This is a genomic window from Alicyclobacillus hesperidum, assembly GCF_900107035.1.
In the GTDB taxonomy this organism is placed as follows: Bacteria; Bacillota; Bacilli; order Alicyclobacillales; family Alicyclobacillaceae; genus Alicyclobacillus; species Alicyclobacillus hesperidum.
In genome coordinates this window covers 158,305-170,223 of the sequence record NZ_FNOJ01000001.1, presented here as the reverse complement: position 1 = coordinate 170,223, position 11,919 = coordinate 158,305, and the positions used below count along the sequence as shown (strand labels likewise).

At 53.4% G+C, this 11,919-nt stretch carries 14 protein-coding genes and 4 tRNA genes; 15 read left to right on the top strand and 3 right to left on the bottom strand.

Annotated features, from left to right (window positions below; all coding sequences use genetic code 11):
• Positions 1 to 62: 62 nt before the first annotated feature.
• From BLU70_RS00820 to BLU70_RS00805, 4 genes are all read left to right on the top strand, one after another.
• Complete coding sequence (locus BLU70_RS00820) at positions 63 to 1,466, top strand: bifunctional folylpolyglutamate synthase/dihydrofolate synthase (RefSeq protein ID WP_244885066.1); 1,404 nt, start codon at positions 63 to 65, stop codon at positions 1,464 to 1,466.
• Between the two features lie 77 nt (positions 1,467 to 1,543).
• Positions 1,544 to 2,002 carry a manganese efflux pump MntP gene (locus BLU70_RS00815; RefSeq protein ID WP_237716510.1) on the top strand — a complete coding sequence of 153 codons (459 nt, stop codon included), beginning with the start codon at positions 1,544 to 1,546 and terminating at the stop codon, positions 2,000 to 2,002.
• A gap of 148 nt (positions 2,003 to 2,150) precedes the next feature.
• Positions 2,151 to 3,284 (top strand): citrate synthase, encoded by a 1,134-nt coding sequence (locus tag BLU70_RS00810; protein ID WP_040290672.1) that lies wholly within the window; start codon positions 2,151 to 2,153, stop codon positions 3,282 to 3,284.
• Positions 3,285 to 3,369: 85 nt separating this feature from the next.
• Entirely contained in the window at positions 3,370 to 3,588 is a 219-nt protein-coding gene (locus BLU70_RS00805) for an alpha/beta-type small acid-soluble spore protein (RefSeq protein ID WP_040290670.1), read from the top strand.
• A 113-nt stretch (positions 3,589 to 3,701) separates the two neighbouring features.
• Here the strand turns inward: BLU70_RS00805 and BLU70_RS00800 are convergent, their stop codons facing one another.
• Positions 3,702 to 4,139, bottom strand: a complete 438-nt coding sequence (locus tag BLU70_RS00800; RefSeq protein ID WP_040290668.1) for a CBS domain-containing protein — start codon at positions 4,137 to 4,139, stop codon at positions 3,702 to 3,704.
• A gap of 58 nt (positions 4,140 to 4,197) precedes the next feature.
• On the bottom strand, positions 4,198 to 4,584 hold the full coding sequence (locus BLU70_RS00795) for a hypothetical protein (RefSeq protein ID WP_074691236.1): 387 nt from the start codon (positions 4,582 to 4,584) through the stop codon (positions 4,198 to 4,200).
• A 129-nt stretch (positions 4,585 to 4,713) separates the two neighbouring features.
• Between BLU70_RS00795 and BLU70_RS00790 the strand changes: the two genes are divergently transcribed.
• The 7 genes from BLU70_RS00790 (at position 4,714) to speD (ending at position 10,524) form a co-directional block, all read left to right on the top strand.
• Entirely contained in the window at positions 4,714 to 5,775 is a 1,062-nt protein-coding gene (locus BLU70_RS00790) for an efflux RND transporter periplasmic adaptor subunit (protein ID WP_176780809.1), read from the top strand.
• Positions 5,772 to 6,452: an ABC transporter ATP-binding protein gene (locus tag BLU70_RS00785; RefSeq protein WP_074691234.1), complete on the top strand. Its 681-nt coding sequence runs from the start codon at positions 5,772 to 5,774 to the stop codon at positions 6,450 to 6,452. Before BLU70_RS00790 ends, BLU70_RS00785 begins: the two co-directional genes overlap by 4 nt.
• Positions 6,449 to 7,657 carry an ABC transporter permease gene (locus BLU70_RS00780; protein ID WP_074691232.1) on the top strand — a complete coding sequence of 403 codons (1,209 nt, stop codon included), beginning with the start codon at positions 6,449 to 6,451 and terminating at the stop codon, positions 7,655 to 7,657. Before BLU70_RS00785 ends, BLU70_RS00780 begins: the two co-directional genes overlap by 4 nt.
• 107 nt (positions 7,658 to 7,764) lie before the next feature.
• Complete coding sequence (locus BLU70_RS00775) at positions 7,765 to 8,070, top strand: hypothetical protein (protein ID WP_040290657.1); 306 nt, start codon at positions 7,765 to 7,767, stop codon at positions 8,068 to 8,070.
• Between the two features lie 20 nt (positions 8,071 to 8,090).
• Entirely contained in the window at positions 8,091 to 9,248 is a 1,158-nt protein-coding gene (locus tag BLU70_RS00770) for a glycosyltransferase family 4 protein (RefSeq protein ID WP_074691230.1), read from the top strand.
• 11 nt (positions 9,249 to 9,259) lie between these two features.
• Entirely contained in the window at positions 9,260 to 9,928 is a 669-nt protein-coding gene (locus BLU70_RS00765; RefSeq protein WP_244885065.1) for a rhomboid family intramembrane serine protease, read from the top strand.
• A gap of 212 nt (positions 9,929 to 10,140) precedes the next feature.
• A complete protein-coding gene (gene speD, locus BLU70_RS00760) occupies positions 10,141 to 10,524 on the top strand; it encodes an adenosylmethionine decarboxylase (protein ID WP_006448028.1) in 384 nt (127 codons plus the stop codon).
• 78 nt (positions 10,525 to 10,602) lie between these two features.
• On the opposite strand, the gene BLU70_RS00755 is transcribed toward speD, so the two are convergent.
• Positions 10,603 to 11,094: a hypothetical protein gene (locus BLU70_RS00755; protein ID WP_040290653.1), complete on the bottom strand. Its 492-nt coding sequence runs from the start codon at positions 11,092 to 11,094 to the stop codon at positions 10,603 to 10,605.
• A gap of 143 nt (positions 11,095 to 11,237) precedes the next feature.
• On the opposite strand from BLU70_RS00755, the gene BLU70_RS00750 reads away from it, so the two are divergent.
• The 4 genes from BLU70_RS00750 (at position 11,238) to BLU70_RS00735 (ending at position 11,668) form a co-directional block, all read left to right on the top strand.
• A tRNA-Ala gene (locus tag BLU70_RS00750) sits at positions 11,238 to 11,312 on the top strand.
• Between the two features lie 61 nt (positions 11,313 to 11,373).
• Positions 11,374 to 11,449, top strand: a tRNA-Phe gene (locus tag BLU70_RS00745).
• Between the two features lie 12 nt (positions 11,450 to 11,461).
• Positions 11,462 to 11,536, top strand: a tRNA-Gly gene (locus BLU70_RS00740).
• Between the two features lie 58 nt (positions 11,537 to 11,594).
• Positions 11,595 to 11,668: transfer RNA gene (locus BLU70_RS00735), tRNA-Cys, on the top strand.
• The last annotated feature ends 251 nt before the right edge of the window (positions 11,669 to 11,919 follow it).

Below are 11,919 nucleotides of genomic sequence, written 5' to 3'. Positions count from 1 at the left end.
GGGTGGTATTTTCGCGTGTAGATCCCCGTGGTACACTAGCGACAAGAGAGAGGGGCATCGTCTTGGCGTCGTCATGGGCAGCACAGGTGACAAATGCAATTCGGTTTGTGTTTGCGTCGTATGGTCGTCTTCCGAAGGAAAGGCACATCGGCTTGGATCGCGATGTTCGGCATCCGGAGTGGACAGGCCGGATCTTGGATGCGTTAGGCAGGCCGGACCGATACGGATACAATATTGCGGTGACCGGAAGTAAAGGAAAGGGATCACATGCCATCCTTACGGCTGCGATACTGGAGCGTTTAGGATATCGAGTTGGGCTTTTTACCAGCCCTCACCTGGTTGACTTTTTGGAACGAATCCGCGTAAATGGTGAGATGATTCCGGAGCCGGACTTCGTTCGTATAGCGGACAAGGTACGGCATGTGGTCGATAGGCTTCCGGTTCCGCCGGATCAATACATAGGGCCTGTTGGCATCGTCGCCGCCATGGCAGCTCTTTGGTTTAAGGAGCAACAAACGGATTTTAATCTGTTCGAACTTGGACGCGGTGCACGCCACGACGATGTCAATCAAATTGTCCATCAAGGGGTTGTGATCACGCCTATCTTTCCCGAACATTTGGATCGGCTGGGACCTACATGGGAAGACGTCGTGATCGCGAAAATGGGCATTCTTACAGAAGATGTGTCATGGGCGGTGAGCAGTCAGCAAGCGCCTCGCGCAATGGCGGCGATGCGGCCGTACGTTGGGCGCGTTGGAGATTTTGCATACATGAATGATACGTTTCAGGTAGATGTGATGCCTGACGAACCGTCGGGTACATATCTGATTCGGGCGTCGTATCAAGGCCATGTGCACTCGGCTCGAATTGACGAGCGCTTGCTATCCTACCCGGACAATGTCGGTCTCTCCCTCGTTGCGGCGGCCCAAGCCATCGCCCATCGAGCGAGCCATCAAGGTGATCGACGTACACATATGCCCATTGCTGTCGATCTCAGTGATTTGATTCTCCCGGGTCGTTTGCATGTCGTGCAGGAATCGCCGACCGTCGTCGTGGATGGCGCAATTCATGCGGTGAACGCGGCGTTTGTGCGCAGGTTCGTCGAACGTCGCCAGGCAGGGCAAACAGGGCGGGTGTGTGCAGTCTTATCCTTGCCCGATGATAAAGATGCCGAAGGTGTTGTGGGAACGCTCGCGTCGGTTGTCGACGAGTTCATCTTTACGACGGCGAGCAATCCACATTTGCAATACAGTCGCGATCTCGTTCAGCTTGCCGCCAATCACGGCATCGCCGCGAAATCCGTCCCCGAGGTCGAACGCGCGATTGCAGACGCCGTGACATCTGCGGCCGCAAACGATCTCGTTCTTTGTGTCGGTACACAGTCCTTTGTAGGCGATGCGTTGCGCTTTTTTCGTGTGGCTACCGGATCGATCTGGCGAACCAGGATGGGGGATGGATCACGCTGATTTGGCAACTGATTCTTTTCGGGCTTGCGATGGGATCGAATAACGCGCTTGCCTCAGTTGGGCTGGGTACTTCACAGTTGACACGGGCCCAACAATGGCGGACGGCGTTGATTTTTGCGGTGTTTGAGGCGATTATGCCGGTTATTGGTATGGTCATTGGCGAGTCGGTGGCAGGCGACATTGGCCGCCGGGCGAAATTGGTCGGTATCGCAGTTTTGGTCGTCATGGGCGTCTATAGCTTATTGCGGCGCGAGGACGACGATGACGAGGCGGAGCGGGCGGCAAAAGCGCGAGGGATGAAAATTTTATTTCTGGCGATTGCGCTTTCATTGGACAACCTCACGGTTGGCTTTGGCATCGGGATGTTTAATGCACCACTTGGTATTGCGGCTGTGATTTTTGGGGTGATCAGTCTGTGTCTCACACTCTTAGGCCTTGAGGTGGGACGACATCTTGGCAAGCGAGTGTCACTTTCGCCAGACAAATTGTCTGGCGCGGTACTCCTCATCGTCGCGGGTGTGATGGCGCTGGTCTAAGCCAAGGAATCTGCCGTTGCTGGTCAGAGTTTACACTTTTTGAGGCTGGCTGTGATTGTAGTATAATGGCCGAGTACAGCAAGCGGCATTTTGTCGACGGCTCGCCCATGCGAGCCTTCGGCAACAGGGAAGAGGAGGTTCTGCTTTTATGGCAGCGGATACAGGTTTTAAAGCCGGGTTGGAAGATGTAGTAGCCAATACATCAGAAATTTGTTTTCTAGATGGAAAAGAAGGGCGCTTGATATTTCAAGGCTATGATATTCACGATCTCGTCAATGGTGGAGCCACCTTTGAGGAAGTCGTCTACCTGCTTTGGCACGGTGAACTCCCGTCCAAGACGGAACTGAAAGCGTTCACTGAGAAATTGGCCAGCGAGCGCAGCTTGCCAGAGCCAGTTTTGGAGATGTTGAAACGACTCCCGAAAGACGCGAACGCGATGGCAGTTCTTCGCACAGCCGTTTCCCATCTCGGTTTGTACGATCCCGATGACGGCGATGAGAGTATAGAGGCCAACCTTCGCAAAGCGGCTCGACTGGTCGCAAAAATCCCCACCATTGTCACTTCTTTTGAGCGCATTCGTCAGGGGCTTGAGCCAGTTGCCCCCATTCCGGAACTCAGCGCAGCAGCAAGCTTTTTCTATCAGTTGCGTGGTGAACGTCCGTCTGCATTTGAGGAAAAGGCGTTCAATACAGCTTTGATTTTGCATGCCGATCACGAATTGAACGCGTCCACGTTCTCGGCTCGTGTCACGGCAGGCACCTTGTCCGATATGTACTCGGCAATCACATCGGCGATTGGCACACTTAAAGGCCCATTGCACGGTGGGGCAAATGAACAGGTTATGCGGATGCTTCTGGAAATTGGGGAAAAGGATCAGGCGTTGTCCTGGATTGAAGAGGCTCTTGCCAACAAAAAGAAAATCATGGGCTTCGGCCACCGCGTCTATCGCACAGAAGATCCACGTGCTACTCACTTGCGCCAATTGAGCAAACAGGCTGGTGAACTGGCTGGTGAGACGAAGTGGTTTGAGATGTCCCAAATCATCGAGCAGTTTGTGAAGGAAAAGAAGGGGCTTAACGCAAACGTCGACTTTTATTCCGCGTCCACGTATTACGCGATGGGCATTCCAACCCACTTGTACACGCCTATTTTCGCGTGCAGCCGGATTTCCGGATGGACCGCTCATGTTCTGGAACAGTACCGCAACAATCGCTTGATTCGTCCGCGTGCCGAGTACGTTGGCAAGGTCGACCGCAAGTATATTCCCATTGCAGAGCGCTAAGCTCTACGAATTGCCACATGATCCTTGATTGTCTTGGCGTGACGGCATCCCGTTCGGGAACAATGTGTTCAAGGGGGGATGGGGCATGGCCAACAACAATCGGTTATTGCTCTCGCAGGCGTCAAAGGCGTTGCAGGATCTCAAGTACGAAATTGCCGGAGAACTCGGCATCACGCCGCCTGCTGATGGCTATTGGGGATTTGTCTCGTCGTTCGAGAACGGTTCCATCGGTGGTAGCATTACGCGTAAGCTGGTTGCGTATGCTCAGCAAAAACTGGCTGAGGGCTCCACTGAAGTCGAGTAATCATACACAGAAGGGCTGCACCGGTTTCGGACAGCCCTTCTGTGTATTTTTTGTGCTGAATATGCCAAGGAGGGGCTGAGATCCCCAGCCCCTCAACGAAAGTGTCTGTTTTGTCAATGTAAAACGCTATTTTGTGTTTCTGTCCGAGCCGAAATTTTGCTGAGGGCATCGCCTGCCTCGTTGATGTGAATGTCCACCGTAGCCAAGTCACCGATGGAAACAATACCACACAACTCGCCTTGCGCATTGACGACTGGCAGGCGGCGAATCTGATGCTGAGCCATTAGGTCAGCTGCCTCATGGGCATCCATGTCAGGTGTTGCGGTTACAACCGTATTCGTCATGCAATCCTCGACACGGGTGTCGATTTTGCCACGCGCAACTGCTTTTAACACGATGTCGCGGTCCGTGATCATGCCGATCACGCGTTTGTTGTCACAAACCGGGATCGAACCACAGTTTTGATTCTTCATTGCCTGTGCCGCTTTCTGAATCGAGTCGGTTCCACAGCAGCAGGTAACGTCGGTCGTCATAATCTGTTGCAGTTTCATGCAATATCCCTCCTGTGGACTGAGACGTTCACAGGGTAGTATGTCCAGGCGGTGCAGTTTAAGAAGCGGAAGATGTTTGTTGCCGCCGCCAATCCAGAATTTCACGAAGCGCGGTACCGCCCCCCCATAGTGCAATCATCTCCCGAATCAATACATCAAGCGGCTGTTGCTCGCCGAAGTAGGGAGCCCATGCGTTTGTCGGGGCAGCCAGTGCGAGTGCGGCCCAAAGAAAACAAGCCATTCCGACCGTAAACAATACGGCTACGGCCGTGCGTTGTCGCCGCCTTGCTGCCCATATCGAAATCAACCCAAACACTAGATAGGTATAGGATTCTAAGTCCGAAAAGCGCAGGTAAGACCCAAGCTGACCATATGCGATACCAAGTGCCCCTAATGTGGTACATGTCCAGCCAATCAATCGGCATACCGTTTTACTATTGGTCATGCTCCCATCCCTCGTCTTCACACACTGGGTATGTCCCATGTGTACGCGCTAGATGGCCAATTATGCAGTGAGTAAACGGGTGTTGCTATGGTATGTTAGATGGTGATGAATTGTGGGAGGGGTCGGGTGGTGCGCGAAGGCTATAGCAAAAGGCGCAAACTGGTCTACATGGTAATTCTCTGCGTGATCGTCATTGCTGGCCTTGTATCCGCTGTCTTTTGGCGATTGCGGCACGCCCTTGTGCAAGTTCAAACGGCAAGCGTACAACTTCAACATATGCAGCGAGTGACCATTAGTACCGGGGATGTCCGACCGGTCAACCGACAAATCGTCGATGCGACGAGTCTGCCACAGCCTGTCGCCCACCTGTACGTAGCGGTCGGTCAGCACGTGCATGTGGGACAACCTTTATTACAGTTGAATACGAGCGCAGCCACGCTCGCTGTCAGCCAGGCACAGACGGCTGTGACACAGGCGCAGTTGGCCTATCAACGTGCACTCACGCAGTATCAGCAGGCACCCGCTGCCTTAAAAGGTCTATGGTTGCCACAGGTCGATGCAGCCCAGTCGACTTTGGTACAAGCCCAAAATCAATTGGCGGAGGCAAAAGCACAGTTGAATCAGATGACCATTACGGCCAGTGTGACTGGAATTGTGCTTATCGCCAGTGCGAACGGCTTAGATGCCGAAGGCAATCAAACGCCGGTGGTGGAAGTGGTTAGCCCGAGCAAACAGGTGGTCTTGGAACTGTCGGAAGTGGATGCCGCACAAATTCAAGCCGGAATGGCGGTGAGTATGACGACCGACGCCTTTCCGAATCAGGTGTTTCGAGGTGTTGTGAAGCAGGTTGCTCCGTTTGCCAGCGTCTCCGCGAGCGGGACACCGCAGGTGCAAGTGCTTGTCGCACCACAGGGAACCCTACCTGTTCCCTACGGTTATCAGGTCAATTGTCGCATCAGCAGCGTCACGCCTGATAAGGTCCCAACTGTACCTTATGGTGCACTCGTTCAAGAAGGCACGAGCTATGCGGTATATGTGTTGCGGGGCAACCGCGTGTCGTTGGTTCCGGTCAAGCTTGGTATGACGAGCGACACGGCTGTTCAGGTCATCTCTGGGCTTCGCCCTGGCCAAACCGTGGTCGTGAATCCGCCTGATACGCTGACGAATGGAGAGGTTGTGAAGCCGACGTGATCGAACTTAGTGGCGTGTGCAAGGCGTACAAGGTCGGTGACGAGCCGTTAACGGTTCTCCATGGCATCGATCTTCGGATCGAAGAAGGGGAGTTTGTCTCGATCATGGGTCCATCAGGGAGCGGCAAATCGACGTTGATGCATATCATCGGCTGTTTGGATACGCCGTCAGCCGGCGAATACCGGCTGTGCGGTACGTCTGTTGGAGGTCTCTCCGCGCGCGATCTCGCCGTCTTGCGCAACCGCACCATTGGTTTTGTATTTCAGAACTTTCATCTGCTTCCGCGCATCACAGCCGTGCGCAACGTCGAGTTACCGCTGCTCTATGCGGGTGTAAGCCGTGCACAGCGGCGTTCGCGAGCACTCGAGTTGTTGGCGCGCGTCGGCATGGAGGATCGCGCGCAACATCTGCCGACGGCTCTCTCGGGTGGGCAGAAGCAACGCGTAGCCATCGCCCGCGCCCTGGCCAACGATCCGGCATTGATCTTGGCGGATGAACCGACCGGCGCACTAGATCAGCGCACGGGTCTTGAAATTATCGAATTGTTGCGCGAGTTACATAGTGCAGGACGCACAATTGTGGTGATCACGCATGACCCGACCGTTGCCGCCGCGGCGGATCGCACGATTTACATTGTGGATGGCCATATTCAGCGCGAGGAGGTGCGCAGAGGGTGAACGCCTGGGAAATGGTCAGCATGGCGTTGATTTCTTTGCGCACAAACAAGCTGCGCTCCTTTCTGACGATGCTTGGCATCTTAATTGGCGTCGCGTCGATTATTGCCATCGTCGCCATCGGCAACGGTGGCAAGGCAGCCGTGTTAGGTGCGATTGCAAGTGGTAGTGCAGAGAACACCATTCAGATTGTCCCGCGCGAGTTGGTTGCACCGGGGTTGCCACAGCCTGGACAAGTGCTGGCCATCGACGAGTCTGACTTGGCCATTGCGGCCTCGTTTTCTGGTGTGCAGCAGGTCAACTACACCTTGTATGGAACGGCTGTGGTCGGTTCCAGCAATCGCTCCGACAATGCGTCGATTGAGGCGGGGCCAGCGAACTTGAATGAATTGACGCGATTGCGGATCACGCGCGGCCACATGTTCAACCAAGCGGATGTGATTGGCCATCGCGATGTCGCAGTTCTAAGTCAGTCGCTTGCAAATAAACTGTTTGGCAGCGGCAATCCCATCGGTGGTCTGGTTACTGTGTCCGGTGTGCCGCTTCAAGTAATCGGGGTTGCAGTCTCTCAGGAGGCAAGTTTGTTCTCGTTATTTATGGGCAGTGACGCGCTGTACATGCCTGCAACGACTTGTCAGGACCTGTTCCCGAATTGGAGCATCAGCGAGATGGATGTGCAGGCGGCACCAGGCACCAACGTGCAAAATCTCGCACAGCGCATCGTTACAGCCCTCAATATTCACGCCGGCGATGCAACTGCCTTTGCGGATTCATCGGGACTCGCCTCAAGTGTTGGGGCCTTGTTGTCCAAGGTGACGACGATATTGACCTTGGTGATTGGCGCCATTGCGGGCATCGCACTCTTGGTCGGCGGCGTCGGTGTCATGAACATCATGTTGGTCTCTGTGACGGAGCGGACCCAGGAAATTGGCATTCGCATTTCGCTGGGTGCCACAAGGACCGCGATTTTGTTCCAGTTTCTCGTCGAATCGGCGACGATCACGGCAATCGGTGGCCTGGCAGGCGTCGTGATCGGAAGTTTAATCGGGCTTGGCATTCGTATGGCGACAGGAATTCCTGCGTCAGTTCCATGGCCGGTTGCGGTCTTAAGCTTTTTGTTTTCGGCTGTGATTGGTGTCGTTTGTGGACTTTATCCGGCAAACAAGGCGGCTCGCTTGAATCCCATCGAGGCGTTGCGTTACGAATAGGCGCTACCTTCGTTTGTTTGGCGATCCGTCGTCCGCTATACTGAAATCAGTGGTTCTTTGCCACCGTTCAATCTCAGATTTCGTGTTGCGCGATAAGGATGGTTGTCATGCGCCTGGGATTCAATATCGAATACGATGGCAGGAATTATGATATTCTGGAACTGCCGAACGAAGCTTTTGTATGCATGATTCCGTGCATGAGCAAAGATCAATTCAATCGTATGAATCGTCGGTTTCAAGAAGTCTGGCCGGATCCGACCGTCCGCCGCAATCACATGCTGGCGTTTACAGCGGATCGAGTGCATACATCGATAGATTTTTTGTTTTTATACCGAGGATCATTTTGGTTTGATGACGAAGATCTTGATCGCTATATTCACACACATACGAAGCAGGGACATCGTCCGTCGTAAGTGGCTGCGGGGGAAATAGATTGCGCACTGTCATAGTCTTTTTTGCTGGAAACGAGGTGGGGGGGGCGGCGTCCCATCTGCGCACGTGGGCCGAGGGCTTGGCTGAAGCCCGCACGCAATACCAATATCGATTTGTCAGTTTGGGGGATGGGCCGCTAGCGTCTGCACTTGAACGCACTGGAGGTTCCTTGACCAAGGTCACGGGTGGATTTCGAGCGGTTATCGATGCGCTCGCTCAGATCATTCGTCAGGAGCGAGCATGGTTATTGCATTCACATGGACCTCGCATGAACATACTTGCGGCGTATGCAGCTAAGCGTCAACAAATACCCTGGACAGCCACGATTCACAGCAACCCGCTATACGATTTTCTAGGGCATCCGCTCAAGTCGTTTTTATTTCCAAAGTTGCATCTATGGCATCTTCGCCAGGCGTCAGGCTTATTTGTCGTACAACCGACGCTCGGCGATATCCTGCCCTGCAAGACCATCCTAGAAGTTCCAAATGCTATTTTTCTTACGCCACCCGCGCGATCGCGCCATGAATATCGAGCATTTTGGCACAATCAACTCAGGTTACCTACGTCCACACGGTTTATGGGCGTGGCAGCGCGCCTCGATCCGGTGAAGAATCTAGACGTCCTGATCCAATCCGTAGCGAAGATACCAGATCCAGATGTGCATCTTTGCATTGCTGGCGATGGAAGAGAACGGGCTACGCTTGAGGCTCTGGCGGATCGGCTTGGCGTTCGAGAACGCATCCACTTTTTGGGGTTTCTCGCATCCGTCGAAGAATTTTACGGGGCTCTCGACGTACATGTCTTGCCCTCGAAGAGTGAAGGTGCTCCGACGTCCGTTTTGGAGGCTGGATTTTACGGTGCTGCGAATGTTGGATCGGATATTCCGGCCCTGCGTCGCATGCTGCTGGACGGCGAGGCAGGAGAGATGGTCCCCGTTGGCGATGTGCAGGCACTGGCAAGCGCCGTACATCGGCTATTTCGTGACGATGCGCTCAGGGATCATTACGTGCAGGTGTTTCGTGAGCAAGTGTTGCCGTTGTACTCGCGAGATCGCATGATTGCGGCATATGAGCGTGGATACACCGTGTTGGAAGAGGATGCTGTGCGAACAGGCAAGATTGTGCCGTTGGAAAATCGAACGGAGTGGTTGCGCGAATGAGGCGCTTTCGAATGCAGTTTCGGATGGCGGGTGGAGATCCGGTCCCGGCGGGCTGGACCTTCCTTGTTCTAAACGTCGCTTGGTACGTACTGGTCGAATCGGCAACTGGCAGATCCGCTACAGGACTATTGCGAGCAGGTGCGATGCTCCCACCGCTTGTACAGCAAGGGCAGTGGTTCCGGATCTTGTCCGCAATGTTTGTCCATGTTAGCCCTGTACATATTTTGGTCAACATGATATCCCTATGGACGCTTTTTATCGTTGAACGACTGTTGACCACACCATTCTTCATTGTACTCTACGTTATTTCCGGAGCAATTGGCAATCTACTAAGTATGCCGTTCCTTCCGAATGCGGTGTCAGGAGGGGCGTCGGGCGCGATTTTTGGACTTTTTGGTGCCATGCTGGCTCTGGCGTTGATGGGTCAGTTCCCGCCATTCGTACGCAATCAACTTCTCATTGTACTTGCGGTGAACGTCGTGATCGACATCTCGAACTTAGGGACGATTGGCTGGATCGCGCATTTGGGAGGCATGATTTCGGGCGCTTTGCTCACCCTGATATTTGTACGGTACGTGCGCAACCGGCCTTTTTGGATTGGGGTTTCCGTGGTTTGCTGTATTGCCACGGCAGTAAGTTTGATCTATGCGTTGGTGACGCCGTTGCCGTTCGGGTTATGAGCCCACATAATTCCTTATTGCAAATTGCAGGTCCACAACGTATACTACACATCGTAATGTTTGCAAGTTGGACTGCGTAATGAAAACACGGATTTGGACTTACACTTAAAGGGTTAGGACCTCGACGGACTAACTTTCCCCCGTGGTGTAGGGACGATTCCACATGCCTTTGCAACGGCATGGCCGATTTGGCTTAAAGGGGGATTTTTGTCATGGATACGATGGGACGTCACGTGATTGCAGAACTGTGGGGCTGCAACCCGGAAAAGTTGAACGATGTCCATGGAATCGAACGAGCTATGGTAAATGCGGCCTTGGAGGCGGGCGCCGAGGTTCGCGAAGTGGCGTTTCACAAGTTCGCTCCGCAGGGTGTGAGCGGTGTGGTTATCATTTCGGAGTCACACCTGACGATTCACAGTTTTCCTGAGCACGGGTATGCAAGCATTGATGTGTATACCTGCGGTGATCGAATTGATCCGAATGTGGCATGCGATTTAATTACGAAGCATCTCGGCGCGCAGCGCCTGGAGTCTATAGAAGTGCCACGCGGTGTCGGTCCAATTCAAGTTCAAGACGTAAAAGTGCGCGCGTTTTAATCGGACGAGATCCACGTGGAGGGCGCCGGACCAAAACCGGCGCCTTTTTCGCGTTCTCGCGGAGTCGATTGCTGGCGATTATTCGGCCCTGCCACCGTCAGGTCCGTTTGCAAATACGCGTTCATGGTGTGTCGGAATACGGCGATCCATCAGGATATTTGCGTTGCCAGCGTCGACGATGACAAGATATTTGTCTTCATCATCCCGTGCGATTGCCATGTACACGAGATTGGTGCGGATGTTGCGCAACTGAATCTCCTCAATTTTTGCGCCTGGATGTTCACCGAGAACGGCCTTACGTGCGTCGGCCTCTGAACACTTTGCGTATTTTTGAAGCTTCTTCGTGTACGCATCATGGCTTGCCTGGTATGCTTCGCGTAGCGTTTCGCGCGAGACTTGCACGCTCGATTTTACCTCAAACTGGTGGCTTGGACTCGGCGAAGGTACTGCCGACTCTGTTTGCTGAGGAGTTGTCAAAACGCCAGACCCTGACGTTTGTGCCGCGAATGCGGACGGATATGCACACGCAAGCGTGCAAAGTGTTGAAATCGCTGTAATCCAGTGTTTCATGGAAGTCATACACTCCTTTGTGGACGAACTAATTTTAGGTTATCCAGTAAATTGGAAATTATGTTCGGTGATTGGAGCTTTAGTTGATCGATGTGACAGTTGCGCAATAGGCAGAGTTCATGTATAATAAATAGCGTTCGTCAGGGGCCGTAGCTCAATGGGAGAGCACTACGCTGGCAGCGTAGGGGTTGTGGGTTCGAATCCCATCGGCTCCACCAAGCTTATCGTGTCTAACTTGACACAGATTGAACAGTTTTGTAAAATTACATAGCTGTTTGCGGCTCGGTAGCTCAGTCGGTAGAGCAGAGGACTGAAAATCCTCGTGTCGGCGGTTCGATTCCGTCCCGAGCCACCAGCAACCGAATATGCGGAAGTGGCTCAGGGGTAGAGCATCGCCTTGCCAAGGCGAGGGTCGCGGGTTCGAATCCCGTCTTCCGCTCCAGGGCAAACGCCATCAGCCCGACTGCGGGCGAGAACCGAGGACGACTGATGGCGATTTTGGTGCCATAGCCAAGTGGTAAGGCAGAGGTCTGCAAAACCTTTACCGCCGGTTCGAATCCGGCTGGCACCTCCAAGTGAAAAGCCTATCAGAACGCGGATGCCGAATGGATTTCGGGACCGCGTTCTGCTATTTCAAAACCTCGTGCAAACGATTTGCAAACCTTCGTATACAGAAACTTGTTTTGAGTCCACAAAATCATCGTATTCCGCGACTTTATGTAGTTGGTGATTGGGTAAGGCAGAGTTCTACTTTTGAAGTGGCGAAAGCTTGTTATAAAGAGGACTTCGATGGCCTAATGAGTGTGATTTGCACTCATGAAGGTC